The sequence below is a fragment of the Marinobacter sp. genome, from assembly GCF_041687235.1.
GTDB lineage: Bacteria > Pseudomonadota > Gammaproteobacteria > Pseudomonadales > Oleiphilaceae > Marinobacter.
Genome location: NZ_JAWLCH010000014.1, coordinates 35,198 through 50,462, shown reverse-complemented (window position 1 = coordinate 50,462; position 15,265 = coordinate 35,198). Strand labels below are relative to the sequence as shown.

The following is a 15,265-nucleotide window of genomic DNA, read 5'->3' as shown; positions in this document are numbered from 1 at the left end:
TCGGACGGCAACGCAATGGCAGGTCCCCGGCAACTACCTACACCCCTTCCGGGGTTTTTGCGTATTAAAGCAGCAACAAAACCGCTATAATATCGACACATCATGCATTGCCCGACAATGCTCTACCTCCCGAATTCCGAGTGAATCAATGTCTGAATTGTCCTTTGCCGAACTGGGGCTTGATCCAGCCGTACTTGAAGCTGTGTCCGCCGTTGGCTATGAAACTCCGTCTCCCATCCAGGCCCAGGCCATTCCCGCACTGCTGGCCGGCAACCATCTGCTGGGCGTTGCCCAGACCGGTACCGGTAAAACCGCGGCGTTTGCACTGCCCCTTCTGAGCCGGATTGACGCCTCTGTAACCGACCCCCAGATTCTGGTGCTGGCGCCAACGCGGGAACTTGCCATCCAGGTGGCTGAAGCCTTTACCACCTACGCCAGCAAGTTCCGGAACTTCCATGTTCTGCCGATTTACGGTGGCCAGGACTTCTATCCCCAGATCAAGGGCCTTCGTCGCGGCGCCCAGGTCATCGTCGGTACGCCGGGCCGTATGCTCGACCACCTGCGCAAGGGCACCCTGAAGCTGGACAGCCTGAAAGCACTGGTTCTTGATGAAGCCGACGAAATGCTACGCATGGGCTTTATCGACGACGTGGAAGCCATTCTGGCGAAAACGCCGGAAAACTGTCAGCGCGCCCTGTTCTCGGCCACCATGCCGCCGCAGATCAAAAAAGTGGCCCAGACTTATCTGCGTAACGCCACGGAAGTCCGCATTGAAAGCGAAACCCGCACGGTCGAGCGCATCTCCCAGTTCGTTTTGCCGGTGTACGCTGAGCGCAAACTGGACGCCCTGACCCGGATTCTCGAAGTGGAGCCGTTTGACGCCGCCATCATCTTCGTGCGTACCAAGGCGGAAACCACGCTGCTGGCCGAGAAGCTGTCAGCCCGCGGCCACGCGGTTGCGCCGCTGAACGGCGACCTGAACCAGCGCCAGCGCGAGCAGACCGTTGAAGACCTCAAGCGAAGCAAGAAGGACATCATCGTTGCCACGGACGTCGCCGCCCGTGGGCTGGACGTGCCCCGCATCACCCACGTGATCAACTACGATGTACCTTACGATACCGAGGCCTACATCCATCGCGTCGGCCGCACCGGCCGTGCTGGGCGGGAAGGCAAGGCCATTCTTCTGGTCACACCCCGGGAGCGTAGCTGGCTCCGTACCCTGGAACGCGCCACCAATTCGCCCATGCAGGCCTATGAGCTTCCGTCACCGGTTGAACTGAAGAAGATGCGCGAGCAGCAGTTCGAGACCCAACTGCTGGCGTTCGCCGAAGACAAGAAGCTGGCCAAGACCATGGCCCTGCTGGACGAAATTGCGGAACGTAACGAGATGGATATGGCCATGGTGGCCGGTGCACTGGCATGCTGGATGGAAGCAGCCCAGCCGGGCTCTCTGCCGCTGGAACAGCCAGAGGCCCTGCCCGTGGTATCAGCAACTCCACCACCGCGCCGTGATCGCAAGGGTGGTCGCCCGGGCGAGAATCGCAAAGGCCCGAAAGGCGGCTTCAAGAAAGGACCGAAAGGTCGCAGCGGCCCCGGCCCCAAGGGCAAACCTTCCGGAAAGGGTGGCAAGCCTGCGGGCAAGCGCCCGCCCCGTCAGGCAGACGCCAAGCGCTGATAGACGACGAAACTGTAGTCGTAAGGGTTGTTATCGGACGCGGAGAAATCCTCCCGTCCGATTTCCTCCCACTCATCCCAGTTTACTTCCGGAAAGAAGGCATCCCCTTCCACCTCGGCGTGCACCTGGGTGATGTACATACGATCGACCAGGGGCAGCGCCTCGGCGTAGATCTGCCCGCCGCCGATAACCATGACTTCGTCTCCACCCTCCAGTTCGGCCTGGGCTTCAGCCTTTACCAACGCCTCCTGAAGTGACTTGGCGGCCACCGTGCCGGTTGGCGCTTCCCAGGTTTCATTCCTGGATATCACCACATTCATCCTGCCCGGCAACGGCCGGCCAATCGAATCCCAGGTCTTCCTGCCCATGATAATGGGCTTGCCCATGGTGGCCTGCTTGAAATAACGGAGGTCACCCGGCAGATACCACGGCAGATTGTTGTTCCGGCCGATAACCCGGTTGCGGGACATGGCTACGATCAGGGCTTTTCTCATGTATTCGCCTCGTGCAGGATTCGGTCAGATGGCAATCGGCGCCTTGATACCCGGGTAGGGGTCATAGCCTTCGAACTCGAAGTCTTCCAGTTCGTACTCGAAGATACTCGCCGGCTTGCGCTTGATGACAAGGTTTGGCAACGCCCGGGGCTCGCGTTTCAATTGCTCGAAAACAATGTCGTCGGTCAGGTGGTTCTGGTACAGATGGCAGTCGCCAAAAGTGTGGACAAACTCACCGACGCCCAGATCACTCTGCTGGGCGATCATGTGAGTCAGCAGCGCATAGGAGGCAATATTGAACGGCACCCCCAGGAACAGATCGGCGCTGCGCTGGTAAAGCTGGCAGGAAAGCTTGCCGTCGGCCACGTAAAACTGGAACAGGCAGTGGCAGGGCGCCAGCGCCATGCGGCCTTCGCGGACGTTGTCCTGGGGACCGATGGATTCGTCCGGAAGTTCTGCCGGGTTCCATGCGGAAACAATCAGGCGACGGGAATTGGGCTTGGTACGAATCTGCTCGATCACCTCGCTGATCTGGTCGACCACCTCGCCATTCGGGCACTGCCAACTGCGCCACTGTTTACCGTAAATGGGCCCCAGATCTCCATTCTCCAGCGCCCACTCGTTCCAGATAGAGACCTTGCGTTCCTGAAGCCAGGTGTTGTCAGTGGAACCCCGAAGGAACCAGAGCAGCTCATAGATAATGCTACGCAGATGGACCTTCTTGGTGGTCACCAGGGGAAAGCCCTCCTGCAGATCGAAGCGGATCTGACGACCGAAGACAGACCGTGTGCCAACACCTGTACGGTCCCCCTTGTTGAATCCGTTATCGACAACATCTTGCATCAGGTCGAGATAGGCTTTCATCAGGCTGGTCTCCGATAGGCAATAAACATCAGGGCGGCACCGGCAATGATCATCGGGAAGGACAGTACCTGCCCCATGGTAAGCCAGTCAAAAGCGAGGTAGCCCAGTTGGGGATCCGGTTGACGTACGAATTCGACCAGGAACCGAAACGCCCCGTAGCAGATCAGAAACAGTCCGGACACCGCCATTTTCGGACGCTGCCGTGATGAGAACCACCAAAGGATAGCGAACAGGGCCACACCCTCCAGAGCAAACTGGTAAAGCTGGGAGGGATGACGGGCCAGGGAATCCGGTGCGGTCCGGAACACCATGCCCCAGGCAACATCCGTGGGTTTGCCCCACAGTTCCCCATTGATAAAGTTTCCGATACGGCCGGCACCGAGGCCCACGGGCACCAGGGGCGCCACAAAGTCGGCCATGCGCCAGAAGCCACTGCCGACTTTGCGCCCGTACCACCACATGGCAAACATCACGCCCAACAGGCCGCCGTGGAAGGACATCCCACCCTCCCATATCCGCAGCAACCAGAGCGGATCGGCCAGGAAGGCATCAAAGTTGTAGAACAGGACATAGCCGAACCGACCACCGAGGATAACCCCCAGGGCCAGATAGAACAGCAGGTCACCCATCTGCTCCTCGTTAATGGGCGACCAGGGCTTGCGGGTTCGAATGCGCCCCAACCACCAGCCGGCGAGAAAGCCCGCCAGGTAAGTCAGGCCGTACCAGTGGATTTTGAGGGGGCCAATGGCAATCGCCACCGGGTCTATCTGCGGATGCTGCAGCATCAATTACCTCTCAGCTCAGGAGAAAACGAAGGCCCACCAGCAGAAGCATGATGGAAAAAGTGCGCTTGAGAATACGGGCGTTCAGTCTGTGGGCAAGATTGGCCCCGACACGGGCGAAGAGAACGCTGGTCAGAATAATACCGATCAGGGCCGGCAAATAAATGAAACCGGCACTCAGCTCCGGCAGCGCGGGATGGTCCCACCCTGTCCAGATGTTCCCCAGCGCCCCGGCAATGGCGATGGGCAGGCCACAGGCGGCGGAAGTACCCACGGCCTGCTGCATTCGGACATTGCACCAGCTGAGATAGGGCACGGTCAGGGTCCCACCTCCGATCCCGAAAATGGCCGAGGCCCAGCCTATGCCACCACCGGCAACGCCCAGCCCGGCGCCGCCGGGCACATCACGGCCCGGCTTCGGGTCAACCTGAAAAAACATTTTCAGCCCCACCAGAATCACGAAAATGCCGATCACCAGCTCCAGGGCACGACCGCTCATCAATGATGCCGTCCAGGCACCAACCAGCGCACCTGTAACAATCCCGACCGTCATGGGTCTGAACAAGTCCCAGCGCACGGCACCATGCTTGCTGTGAGATCGGATGGAACTGATCGATGTGAATACGATGGTTGCCAGCGATGTGCCAACCGCCAGATGGGGAATAATCTCCGGATTGAGCCCCTGCAGGCCGAAACTGAACATCAGCACTGGCACAATGATCAGCCCGCCACCGATGCCAAACAGGCCTGCCACAGTGCCTGCCAGGGCGCCGAGGGCCAGATACGAAGCTATTACGTAAATCAGGGTCATATTGAGACGCACCCGGGAAAACCAAGGCTGGTATGATACACAGCGCAAGAGTCAACTTCATCAACTCAGGGAGCCACCGCCTCCACCATGTGCCTGATCGCTTTCGCCCTGGGCCAGAACCCGCACTTCCCGCTGGTTGTCGCCGCTAACCGGGATGAATTCTTTCGTCGCCCAACGGCCGCCATGGATTGGTGGACGACCGACTCAGGCGCCCGGGTCCTCGCCGGTCGCGACCTCCTTTCAGGAGGAACCTGGCTTGCGGTAACCGCAAGTGGCGAGGTCAGCGCGGTGACCAACGTGCGCGAGGGAACACCGGAAACCGGCCGCATCAGTCGGGGTGTGCTTCCTTTGCGGGCGCTTACCGAAACCCGTGAAAGCCTCGAGGCCGATCTGCACACTGACGCAGATCACTTTGCCGGCTTTAACCTCGTTCACCTGACGCCCCGGGACGGATGGTATTTCAGTAACCGGGACGCCCATCCCGGCCGGCATATCCACCGGGGAGTCTACGGCCTGAGCAACCACCTTCTGCAGACACCCTGGCCCAAACTCCTGCGCCTCAGGCAGGCGGCCGGCAATGCCGTCGCTGCTGCCGGTCACGACGCAGAAAGACTGCATGACGAACTGATCCCTTTGCTGCAGGACAGTACGCCCGCACCGGATCACCTGCTGCCTGATACTGGCGTCGGTCTGGAGACAGAGCGCTTTCTGTCGTCACCGTTTATCGTCGGCTCCGATTATGGCACCCGGGCCACAACCGTGGTCAGTGTGGCAGCCACCGGTGAAATCCATGTTACCGAACAGAGCTGGGGACCGGATGCCGAAACCGGCGAACGCCGTCACTTCCACTGGCAGCGATAGCGATCAGGCTCTGGTATAATCCGCGAAATTCTGCCACCCGATCGGAGGGCCCCTGATGGCCGGTGAACAAGGCGCCACATCGATAGCCGATTTTGAAAAATCTCTTGATGAACTGGAGAAGCTGGTTCGCGATCTGGAGCAGGGCGAGCTGTCTCTCGAACAGTCCCTGACCGCATTTGAGCGGGGTGTGAAGTTGACTCGTGAGTGCCAACAGGCCCTTAAGAGCGCTGAGCAGCGAGTCGAACAGTTAGTGCAGAACAGTGACGGCTCCCTGGACACCCGCCCGTTTTCGCCGGATGATGCTGACTGATGTCCGGACAGAACCAGCTTTCATCAGACTTTCTGGAAACCTGCAGGGCCCGTGTCGATGCGGAACTGGAACGTTGCATTGAGCAACATTCGGCCTCTGGCCGCCTGCAGGAAGCCATGCGTTACAGCGTGCTTGGAGGCGGCAAGAGAATCCGTCCGGCCCTTTGCCTCGCCGCCGCAAAAGCACTCGGGCAGTCCGGTGAGGCAGCCCTGATTCCCGCCTGCGCCGTAGAGCTGATTCATGCCTACTCACTGATTCATGATGACCTGCCTGCCATGGACGACGATGAGTTGCGGCGGGGGCGCCCCACTACCCACATCGCCTTCGACGAAGCGACCGCCATTCTGGCCGGAGATGCCCTCCAGGCGCTGGCGTTCGGCTGGCTCGCTGACGCACCCGGACTGTCTGAGCCCGTGCGCCTTACAATGGTCAGGGAACTGGCCCGGGCCAGCGGGCATGGCGGGATGGTTGGCGGCCAGGCCATTGATCTTGAATCCGTTGGCAAAACCCTGACGATGGCACAGCTTGAGACCATGCATCGACACAAAACCGGCGCCCTGATCGAGGCGAGCGTGCGCTTCGGCGCCCTGACCGCGCCGTCGGTAAGCGAACAGGCTCTGGTCTCCCTGACACAGTATGCCAAGGCCCTGGGCCTGGCTTTCCAGGTACAGGACGACCTGCTGGACATTGAAGGCGATACCAGCGTGATCGGCAAACCCCAGGGTTCGGATGCCGCTCGCGCAAAACCCACCTATCCCGCCCTGCTCGGGATCACTGGTGCCCGAGAGCATCTGGCAGCCCTGCTTGAGAGTGCCCAGCAAAGTCTCCGGGAATTTGGCACTGAAGCAGATCCATTACGGACAATGGCCGAGTACGTGGTAGCAAGAACTCATTGAATCCCGGCACCCCGAAGGCGCACACTGGCCGTAAATATTTTCGTAACAACTGGCCCGGTTTGTGTGAAACAGCCTCCACTGTTCCCTTATAATGCCAGTCAGTTACTGAACGTACCGGAAAAGACCCGAGCAAATGCAGGACACTTATATTTTCAAGGAAATTCCGTCCCAGCGGCCCAACACTCCGCTGCTGGACCGGATTGACGAACCGGACCAACTGAGGGAGCTGGCCCCCGAGCAGCTGACTCAGCTGGCCCGGGAGCTCAGGGCGTTTCTGTTGTGGTCGGTTGGCCAGACCGGCGGCCATTTCGGTGCCGGTCTCGGCGTGCTCGAACTTACCGTTGCCCTGCACTATGTTTTTGATACCCCGAACGACCGGCTGGTCTGGGATGTGGGCCACCAGGCCTACCCCCACAAGATCCTGACTGGCCGGAAAGAGGCGATGGGCAGCATCCGGCGCAAAGGCGGCCTTGCGGGCTTTCCGAAAAGGGCAGAAAGTGAATACGACACCTTTGGTGTCGGCCACTCCAGCACATCCATCAGTGCAGCACTCGGCATGGCCATCGCAGCGCGTCTGCAACAGACCGGCCGGAAAAGCATTGCGGTGATTGGCGATGGCGCCATGACCGCCGGCATGGCCTTTGAGGCACTTAACCACGCCGGCCACCTTCACGCCGACATGCTGGTGATCCTGAACGACAACGACATGTCGATTTCCAGGAATGTCGGTGGGCTGTCCAATTACTTTGCCAAGTTGCTATCCAGCCGCACCTACAACCAGGTCCGCGATAGCAGCAAAAAAGTGCTGCAGGGAGCGCCACAGCTGATGGCTCTGGCGAAGAAGACCGAAGAGCATTTCAAGGGCATGATCGCCCCGGGCACCCTCTTTGAGGAGCTGGGTTTCAACTACATCGGCCCCATTGACGGCCATGACCTGCCCCTGTTGGTGGAAACCCTCGAGAACATTCGCGAGCTGGAAGGCCCGCAGTTCCTTCATGTGGTAACGACCAAGGGCAAGGGCTTCGCGCCGGCCGAGGCCGATCCGATCGGTTATCATGCCATTAACAAGATAGAACCGGTGCCACCCAGCAAGCCCGAACCGGTCAAACCGAAACCGAAGAATCCCAAATACGCCAACGTCTTCGGCCAGTGGCTCTGTGATTCCGCAGAACAGGATGAGCGTGTGGTGGGCATCACACCGGCCATGTGTGAAGGTTCGGATCTGCTGGCGTTCTCACAGCGCTTTCCGGAACGTTACTTCGATGTCGCCATCGCCGAGCAGCACGCGGTCACTCTGGCTGCAGGCCTGGCCTGTGACGGAGCCAAGCCGGTTGTTGCCATCTATTCCACGTTCCTGCAGCGGGCCTACGACCAGTTGATCCACGATGTCGCCATCCAGAATCTGGATGTCCTGTTCGCGATCGACCGCGCCGGACTGGTCGGCGAGGATGGGCCCACGCATGCTGGCGCCTTTGACATCAGCTACCTGCGCTGCGTGCCGAACATGGTGGTCATGACACCCTCTGACGAGAACGAAACCCGCCAAATGCTTCAGACCGGCATGCTCTATAACGGGCCAGCGTCTGTTCGCTACCCACGGGGAACCGGGCCGGGGGCGGAGATACAGCAGAAGCTGACCCCGCTTGAAATCGGCAAGGGCCGGAAAATCCGCAGCGGCAAAGGGGTAGCCGTTCTCAACTTTGGCACCTTGCTGGCGCCGGCTCTGGAGGCGGCAGAGGCCATCGGCGCAACGGTCGCCGACATGCGCTTCGTGAAACCCCTTGATGAAGAACTGGTACTGGAGCTGGCCGAACAGCATGAGCTGCTGGTGACCCTGGAAGAGAACGCCATTGCCGGCGGTGCCGGTAGCGCCGTCACCGAGTTCCTGAACAGCCGCCTGGTGTCGATGCCGGTCCTTCAATTGGGCCTTCCAGATACGTTCATGGACCACGGCAAGCATGGGGAGCTGTTGACTGAATGTGGCCTGGACGCCGCCGGCATCGAGTCATCGATTCGTACGCGGCTGGAGACCCTTCGCCACCAGAATCTGAAAGTGGTCAAGTAAAGGACATAACGCACCTGCAGACACCAAAAAAGCCCGCGACTGTCGCGGGCTTTTTTGGTGTCCGGATCCGGTTCAGATCTCCGGGTCGTCGTCCTGGTGTGTCTCCAGCCAATGACCCAGCTTGCTCTGCTTGGTATCGAGATAGTGCTCGTTGTGGGGGTTGCGGCCAACGTGCAGAGGCACCCTCTCGGTAATGTCGATGCCGTACGAGGACAGGGCCTTTACCTTGCGGGGGTTGTTGGTCATCAACCGCAGGCTCCTGATCCCAAGGTGCTCCAGCATGTCCTTGCACATACTGTAATCGCGAAGATCCGCCGCAAACCCGAGCCGCTCGTTGGCTTCCACCGTATCGGCGCCCTGATCCTGGAGGTGATAGGCCCGGATTTTGTTCAGCAGCCCGATACCACGCCCCTCCTGGCGCAGATACATCAGGATGCCGCGGCCTTCCCGGGCGATACTTCGCAGCGCTTCTTCCAGCTGGTAACCGCAATCACAACGCATGCTATAGAGGGCATCGCCGGTCAGACACTCGGAGTGGGTGCGGGCAAGCATGGGTTCGTCACTGTCCAGGTCGCCCAGGGTCAGGGCAACGTGTTCCTTTCCGGTATCCGGTTCTTCAAAGCCGTGCATATCAAATACCCCGAACGGGGTCGGCAACCGGCAGGTCTGGATGTAACGAACAGCCACAGTGTTTCCTCGTGGTTCAGTCAATCGGGCCGCGCATTCTATCACGGGCCCGCCCGCTTGGCGTAGTCTCGGCACTGTGGCTCCTCCGGCATGGTTCTGGTAACCAACACTTACGAGCGCGACAGCCCGCCAGATCAGGCCTGATCGGCGACCCAGTGGCCACTGCGGCCGCCTTTCTTCTCCAGCAGACGAACCGAACCGATTTCCATCCCACGGTCGACGGCCTTGCACATGTCGTAAAGGGTCAGTGCCGCAACGCTTGCTGCTGTCAGCGCCTCCATCTCGACACCCGTCTGGCCAGAAAGCTTGCAACGGGTGAGGATGTGCACCGATGCGCCATCGCTGCCCGGCGTCAGCTCGACTTTCACAGAGGTCAGGTTCAGTGCATGACACAAGGGAATCAGATCATGAGTTTTTTTCGCGGCCATGATGCCGGCAATGCGTGCGACCGCCAGTACATCGCCCTTGGGGTGCTCGCCCTCAATGATCATGCTGAGGGTTTCCGGCGCCATGCGGATGGTTGCTTCAGCGCGGGCCTCCCGTTCGGTGGCCGCTTTGTCGGTCACGTCCACCATGCGGGCTTCGCCCTTGTCATCAAGATGGGTCAGTTTACTCACGAAATCTCCCGGGGTTGTTTGCGCAAGATAGTGAAGAATGCAGGAACAACAGCATAACAGAGATGGACCCCCAGTCACTGACAAGCGTCAGCTATGAGGCCACCAGAAACGGATACCGGCAATCCCCTGCCCGCCTCGCTGGCGGGCCTCGTGGAGATCCTCTGGAGAAAGCCCACCCAGGGCAAAAACCGGCAGTCCGGCTTCGGACACCAGATCGGCAAACCTCGGCCAACCAAGGGTCGGCGCGCCGGGATGACTCTCCGTCGCCTGCACTGGCCCGAGGGTGACATAGTCCGCTCCCATAGCCTCCGCGTGCTCGATTTCTCTTCGGTTATGACAGGAAACGCCGAGCCAGACCTCAGAAGGGACTGGGCGCGCCGTCAGTCTGGCTGCCTCGCGCCAGGGCAGATGCAGGCCACGGACACCGGAGGCAGCATGGAATGCGTCTGGGCCGCCATGCACTATCAAGTGACAACCGGCCGTTTCGCAAACCGGCACCGCTGCGGCAACAAACGCCTGATAGGCCTGCGGGCCCATAGCCGGAGCCCGGAGCACCACCAGGGGTGGACGACTCGCTTCAAGACCGGCCCGCAGACGTGCAATGGCCTGATCCAGATCGGCTGCTGCACCTGTGATCGCCAGTTGCAGGGGCAATCGTAACGCACGGATAATCGGGCGGTTGGCAGCGGGAAAATCCTCGTCTCGAAGCTGCTCCGGGGTGCACCATTCAACCGGCTGCCCCTCGCATCCCACGGCGTCGCCCTCGGCAGCTCTGGTTTCCCAAACATCGAGAAAAACCCGCTTGTCTCCGTAATCGTGGCGGATGCAGATAACAGGTTCCAGTGAGGCCTCTGGCACCCTGAGGCCGGTTTCCTCGGCTATTTCCCGAACCAGGGCTGCCTGGACGCTCTCCCCCGGCTCAACCTTGCCGCCGGGGAACTCAAGCAAACCGCCCTGATGCACATGATCCGGCCGTCGGGCAATCAATACCCGGCCATCTCTTACAATAACCGCAACAGCCACGTGAACTTCCTTCACCCGGTCTTCCGAGGCAGACATGGTCAGGTGCGGTACTCGGCATTGATGGTGACGTAATCGTGGGAGAAGTCACAGGTCCAGACCGTCTCGCGAACATCACCCCGCTTGAGATCAATGGCAATAGTGATCTCTTCCCGATCCATCACAGCCTGCCCACGGGCTTCGGAATAGTCCCCGGCCCGGCCACCGTTGCGGACCAGGCAAACATCGCCCAGGTAGATTTCCAGAGCATTGAGGTCCAGACCCGCAACACCGGCACGTCCCACCGCCGCCAGAATCCGGCCCCAGTTCGGGTCAGAGGCAAACAACGCGGTCTTGACCAGCGGCGAATGCGCCACGGTGTAGGCCACATCCAGCGCTTCCTCCTGGTTGGCCGCGCCGCTGACATCAATGGTGACAAACTTGGTTGCACCCTCGCCGTCGCGGACAATGGCGTGGGCCAGTTCCAGATAGACCTTTTGCAGCGCCTCCCGAAGCTTCGGCAGCGACGGGCTGGAAGCCGTAACTTCGGGGCCGGAATATTGGCCACTGGCCATCAGCATGCAGGCATCGTTGGTGGAGGTGTCACCATCAATGGTAATGCGGTTGAAGGATTTCTCTCCCAGTTCCGAGGCAAGCGTCTGCAGGAGCTCAGGCGCAATCCGGGCATCGGTGGCAATAAAGCCAAGCATGGTCGCCATATTTGGGCGGATCATGCCCGCGCCCTTGCTGATGCCGGAAATGGTTACCGTGTGGCCATCCAGATCAAACTTGCAGGAGGCGCCCTTGGGGCGGGTGTCTGTCGTCATGATGCCACTGGCGGCGTCGGCCCAGCGATTCTCGGCGGTGTTCGCCAAAGCCTCCGGCAGTGCACCGACAATCTTTTCAACCGGCAACGGCTCGCCAATCACGCCCGTGGAAAACGGCAGAATCTCGGCTTCCGTGACGCCTGCCCGGGCTGCCAGGGCCTGGCAGCAGGCGGCCGCATCCCGCATCCCCTGCTCACCGGTACCGGCGTTAGCATTGCCGGTATTGATCAACAGGTATCTGGGTGAGGTCGCCGCCAGATGCCGGCGGCTCAGGGTTACCGGTGCTGCGCAGAACTGGTTTTTCGTGAAGATACCGGCAACCCGGCTTTCAGGCGCCAGTTCGAACACAACCACGTCCTTGCGCCCCGGCTTCTTGATGCCAGCGCTGGCTATGCCAATCTTTACCCCGGCCACCGGGTGAAACTCAGGTAAGGTTCCCGGACCTACCGCCATTCTGCCACTCCTCTTTGTCTAAACCAGAAACCGCCAATTCAGAACGGAAAAACCCGCAGCCCGCCAGTCTTTGCTGGCAGAGTGCGGGTTCCGGATTACGAATCAGCGTTGTGTATCAGCTGACCTTGCCGCAGCACTGCTTGAACTTCTTGCCGGACCCGCAGGGACAGGGCTCGTTTCGACCCACCTTGCGCTCCTGTCGGACAAAGGTTTCCGGAGTCGAGGGCCTGGCACCATCCTCATCGCCCTCGCCCTGACTCTGGGCAGTGGCACTGGTTTCATCGTGCCGAAGCCGGGCCCGGGCCAGCTCCTCTTCCAGCTCCTGCTTGCGACGGCGCTCGACTTCTTCCATCTCTTCCCGGCTCTGAACCCGAACGTGGGAAAGCACACGGGTCACATCGCGCTTCATGGTATCGAGCATGGTTTCAAACAGATTAAACGCCTCGCGCTTGTACTCCTGCTTGGGGTTCTTCTGGGCGTAGCCCCGCAAGTGGATACCCCGGCGCAGGTGATCCATATTGGAAAGATGCTCTTTCCAAAGGGTATCCAGCACCTGCAGGAATACCTGTTTCTCGAACTTGCGCATGGCCTCGGACCCGGCAATTTCTTCCTTGGCGTCGTAGGCGGCGACAATCTCGTCAAGAATCTTCTGGCGCAGACTTTCCTCGTAAAGCTTGTTGTCTTCTTCCAGCCACTTCTGAACCGGCAGATCAATCGCCATCTCTGACTGAAGCTGCGACTCCAGGCCGGCCACATCCCATTGCTCCGGCATGCTCTGGGGCGGGATGTATTCACTGATCAGCGAATCAACGACATCTTCGCGGATGGTCTTGACCATGTCCGAGATGTCGTCGGAAGACATGACTTCATTGCGCTGGTCGTAAATGACTGTGCGCTGATCGTTCGCGACATCATCGTATTCCAACAGGGTTTTCCGCATGTCAAAGTTGCGGCCTTCCACCTTGCGTTGGGATTTCTCGATGGCGTTGGTCACCATCCGGTGCTCGATGGCCTCGCCCTTTTTCATGCCCATTGCCTGCATCAGGCTCTTGACCCGGTCAGGGGCAAAGATGCGCATGAGGTTATCTTCCAGGGACAGGAAGAACCTGGAAGAGCCAGGGTCGCCCTGACGGCCGGCACGCCCCCGCAGCTGGTTATCAATCCGGCGGGACTCGTGACGTTCGGTACCAATGATGTGCAGACCGCCAGCCTCGAGAACCTGATTGTGCCTTTCGGTCCATTCGGCCTTGACCCGGGCAATCTCTTCTTCCGAAGGATTGTCCATCGCCGCAACTTCATGCTCCCAGTTACCACCGAGCACAATATCAGTACCACGGCCGGCCATGTTGGTCGCGATGGTTACCGCACCAGGACGGCCCGCCTGGGCAATGATGTGGGCCTCGGATTCATGCTGCTTGGCGTTCAGGATCTTGTGTTCAATCCGCGCCTTTTTCAGGAGCATGGAGAGCAGCTCCGATGCCTCGATCGATGCAGTGCCCACCAGGATCGGACGGCCTTCGGCGGTGACATCCTTGATCTCGTCAATAATGGCGTGAAACTTCTCTTCCTGGGTCAGATACACCAGATCGTTGTAATCGATCCGCTGGATCGGCTTGTTGGGCGGAATGACCACTACGTCAAGGCCGTAAATCTGGCGAAACTCAAAGGCTTCCGTGTCCGCCGTACCGGTCATGCCGGCCAGCTTGTCGTAAAGCCGGAAATAGTTCTGGAACGTGGTGGAAGCGAGCGTCTGGCTTTCGGCCTGGATCTTGACGCCTTCTTTGGCCTCAACGGCCTGGTGAAGACCTTCACTCCAGCGGCGGCCGGGCATGGTGCGACCGGTGTGCTCATCGACAATGACCACCTGGCCACCCTGGACAATATAATCCACGTCCTTCTGGAACAGGTGATGAGCGCGCAATGCCGAGTGCACGTGGTGCAACAGGCTCAGGTTGGCCGCAGAATACAGGCTTTCCCCTTCCTTCAGGAGGCCGCGTTCGAGTAGCAATTCCTCGACTTTCTCATGGCCGCTTTCCGTCAGTTCGACCTGGCGGGACTTTTCATCAATGGTAAAGTCGCCGGTGGGCTCGCCCTCTTCAGGAACCTCGCCTTTTTCCAGGCTGGGAATCAATTCGTTGATGGCCTGGTAGAGCCTGGAACTGTCCTCAGCGGCACCGGAGATAATCAGCGGTGTCCGGGCCTCATCAATGAGGATTGAGTCCACTTCGTCCACGATGGCGTAGTTCAGCCCACGCTGGACCTTGTCTTCGGTACTGAACGCCATATTGTCGCGCAGGTAGTCGAAGCCGAATTCGTTGTTGGTCCCGTAGGTAATGTCCGCCTGGTAGGCTGCCCGTTTTTCCTCCGCTGGCTGGCCCGAAGCCACGACACCAACCTGCATGCCAAGGAACCGGTAGAGTTTGCCCATCCAGTCGGCGTCACGACGGGCCAGGTAATCGTTCACGGTAACAACGTGGACGCCCCTGCCAGACAATGCATTGAGATACACCGAGGCGGTAGCAACCAGTGTCTTACCCTCACCGGTTTTCATTTCCGCGATCCGGCCTTCGTGCAGGGTAATACCCCCGATCAGCTGGACGTCGTAATGACGCATGCCCATAACCCGGCGACCCGCTTCGCGCACGGTTGCAAAGGCCTCCGGTAGCAGGGCATCGAGGGATTCGCCCTCGTCAATCCGGCGACGGAACTCCGCGGTCTTGCCTTGCAACTCGGAGTCAGACAGATTGCCATATTGCTCTTCAAGCTCATTAATGCGTATGACAGCTTTACGCATTCTCTTGATTTCTCTGGCGTTTTTACTGCCGAACATCTTGGTTGCAAGCTTTGTGAACATAGACCACTGCTTCTTTGATTAAACGGAGGAAGCCGGCATTCTAACCTTATTTTGTAACAGGACAAAAGGC

General features: G+C 59.6%; 14 protein-coding genes. 5 read left to right on the top strand and 9 right to left on the bottom strand.

Annotated features, from left to right (window positions below; all coding sequences use genetic code 11):
- Window positions 1-148 precede the first annotated feature (148 nt).
- Window positions 149-1,675, top strand: a complete 1,527-nt coding sequence (locus ACESMK_RS16340) for a DEAD/DEAH box helicase (protein WP_373001067.1) — start codon at window positions 149-151, stop codon at window positions 1,673-1,675.
- Here the strand turns inward: ACESMK_RS16340 and ACESMK_RS16335 are convergent.
- Genes ACESMK_RS16335 through ACESMK_RS16320 form a run of 4 tightly spaced genes read right to left on the bottom strand, consistent with a single transcriptional unit; the run spans window position 1,654 to window position 4,626 of the window.
- Window positions 1,654-2,169 carry a dihydrofolate reductase gene (locus ACESMK_RS16335; protein ID WP_373001065.1) on the bottom strand — a complete coding sequence of 172 codons (516 nt, stop codon included), beginning with the start codon at window positions 2,167-2,169 and terminating at the stop codon, window positions 1,654-1,656. The two genes, ACESMK_RS16340 and ACESMK_RS16335, sit on opposite strands and share 22 nt — an antisense overlap.
- 24 nt (window positions 2,170-2,193) lie before the next feature.
- A complete protein-coding gene (locus ACESMK_RS16330) occupies window positions 2,194-3,033 on the bottom strand; it encodes a thymidylate synthase (protein WP_373001063.1) in 840 nt (279 codons plus the stop codon).
- On the bottom strand, window positions 3,033-3,818 hold the full coding sequence (gene lgt / locus ACESMK_RS16325) for a prolipoprotein diacylglyceryl transferase (RefSeq protein ID WP_373001061.1): 786 nt from the start codon (window positions 3,816-3,818) through the stop codon (window positions 3,033-3,035). The genes ACESMK_RS16330 and lgt overlap by 1 nt, the downstream gene beginning before the upstream one ends.
- A gap of 10 nt (window positions 3,819-3,828) precedes the next feature.
- Window positions 3,829-4,626: a sulfite exporter TauE/SafE family protein gene (locus ACESMK_RS16320; RefSeq protein WP_373001059.1), complete on the bottom strand. Its 798-nt coding sequence runs from the start codon at window positions 4,624-4,626 to the stop codon at window positions 3,829-3,831.
- Between the two features lie 87 nt (window positions 4,627-4,713).
- Between ACESMK_RS16320 and ACESMK_RS16315 the strand changes: the two genes are divergently transcribed.
- From ACESMK_RS16315 to dxs, 4 genes are all read left to right on the top strand, one after another.
- Window positions 4,714-5,487 carry an NRDE family protein gene (locus ACESMK_RS16315; RefSeq protein WP_373001057.1) on the top strand — a complete coding sequence of 258 codons (774 nt, stop codon included), beginning with the start codon at window positions 4,714-4,716 and terminating at the stop codon, window positions 5,485-5,487.
- 55 nt (window positions 5,488-5,542) lie between these two features.
- Window positions 5,543-5,797: an exodeoxyribonuclease VII small subunit gene (locus tag ACESMK_RS16310; RefSeq protein ID WP_373001055.1), complete on the top strand. Its 255-nt coding sequence runs from the start codon at window positions 5,543-5,545 to the stop codon at window positions 5,795-5,797.
- Window positions 5,797-6,693 (top strand): (2E,6E)-farnesyl diphosphate synthase, encoded by an 897-nt coding sequence (gene ispA, locus ACESMK_RS16305; protein WP_373001053.1) that lies wholly within the window; start codon window positions 5,797-5,799, stop codon window positions 6,691-6,693. Before ACESMK_RS16310 ends, ispA begins: the two co-directional genes overlap by 1 nt.
- Before the next feature lie 133 nt (window positions 6,694-6,826).
- A complete protein-coding gene (gene dxs / locus ACESMK_RS16300; protein WP_373001051.1) occupies window positions 6,827-8,758 on the top strand; it encodes a 1-deoxy-D-xylulose-5-phosphate synthase in 1,932 nt (643 codons plus the stop codon).
- A 72-nt stretch (window positions 8,759-8,830) separates the two neighbouring features.
- Here the strand turns inward: dxs and ribA are convergent, their stop codons facing one another.
- The 5 genes from ribA to secA all read right to left on the bottom strand — a co-directional run bounded on the left by ribA (window position 8,831) and on the right by secA (window position 15,195).
- Window positions 8,831-9,445 carry a GTP cyclohydrolase II gene (ribA, locus tag ACESMK_RS16295; protein ID WP_008176485.1) on the bottom strand — a complete coding sequence of 205 codons (615 nt, stop codon included), beginning with the start codon at window positions 9,443-9,445 and terminating at the stop codon, window positions 8,831-8,833.
- Window positions 9,446-9,579: 134 nt separating this feature from the next.
- Window positions 9,580-10,062: a cyclic pyranopterin monophosphate synthase MoaC gene (moaC, locus tag ACESMK_RS16290; RefSeq protein ID WP_373001049.1), complete on the bottom strand. Its 483-nt coding sequence runs from the start codon at window positions 10,060-10,062 to the stop codon at window positions 9,580-9,582.
- Window positions 10,063-10,149: 87 nt separating this feature from the next.
- Window positions 10,150-11,121, bottom strand: a complete 972-nt coding sequence (locus ACESMK_RS16285) for a Nudix family hydrolase (RefSeq protein WP_373001047.1) — start codon at window positions 11,119-11,121, stop codon at window positions 10,150-10,152.
- Window positions 11,122-11,123: 2 nt separating this feature from the next.
- The gene (gene argJ / locus ACESMK_RS16280; protein WP_373001045.1) at window positions 11,124-12,341 is read right to left on the bottom strand and encodes a bifunctional glutamate N-acetyltransferase/amino-acid acetyltransferase ArgJ; all 1,218 of its coding nucleotides are present in this window, start codon (window positions 12,339-12,341) and stop codon (window positions 11,124-11,126) included.
- A 115-nt stretch (window positions 12,342-12,456) separates the two neighbouring features.
- Entirely contained in the window at window positions 12,457-15,195 is a 2,739-nt protein-coding gene (secA, locus tag ACESMK_RS16275) for a preprotein translocase subunit SecA (protein ID WP_373001043.1), read from the bottom strand.
- Between the last annotated feature and the right edge of the window lie 70 nt (window positions 15,196-15,265).

Bases quoted from the DNA above. Each gene is read 5' to 3' on its own strand.
- ACESMK_RS16340 (WP_373001067.1), top strand. From the start codon at position 149: ATGTCTGAATTGTCCTTTGCCGAACTGGGGCTTGATCCAGCCGTACTT.
- ACESMK_RS16335 (WP_373001065.1), bottom strand. From the start codon at position 2,169: ATGAGAAAAGCCCTGATCGTAGCCATGTCCCGCAACCGGGTTATCGGC.
- ACESMK_RS16330 (WP_373001063.1), bottom strand. From the start codon at position 3,033: ATGAAAGCCTATCTCGACCTGATGCAAGATGTTGTCGATAACGGATTC.
- lgt (WP_373001061.1), bottom strand. From the start codon at position 3,818: ATGCTGCAGCATCCGCAGATAGACCCGGTGGCGATTGCCATTGGCCCC.
- ACESMK_RS16320 (WP_373001059.1), bottom strand. From the start codon at position 4,626: ATGACCCTGATTTACGTAATAGCTTCGTATCTGGCCCTCGGCGCCCTG.
- ACESMK_RS16315 (WP_373001057.1), top strand. From the start codon at position 4,714: ATGTGCCTGATCGCTTTCGCCCTGGGCCAGAACCCGCACTTCCCGCTG.
- ACESMK_RS16310 (WP_373001055.1), top strand. From the start codon at position 5,543: ATGGCCGGTGAACAAGGCGCCACATCGATAGCCGATTTTGAAAAATCT.
- ispA (WP_373001053.1), top strand. From the start codon at position 5,797: ATGTCCGGACAGAACCAGCTTTCATCAGACTTTCTGGAAACCTGCAGG.
- dxs (WP_373001051.1), top strand. From the start codon at position 6,827: ATGCAGGACACTTATATTTTCAAGGAAATTCCGTCCCAGCGGCCCAAC.
- ACESMK_RS16285 (WP_373001047.1), bottom strand. From the start codon at position 11,121: ATGTCTGCCTCGGAAGACCGGGTGAAGGAAGTTCACGTGGCTGTTGCG.
- argJ (WP_373001045.1), bottom strand. From the start codon at position 12,341: ATGGCGGTAGGTCCGGGAACCTTACCTGAGTTTCACCCGGTGGCCGGG.
- secA (WP_373001043.1), bottom strand. From the start codon at position 15,195: ATGTTCACAAAGCTTGCAACCAAGATGTTCGGCAGTAAAAACGCCAGA.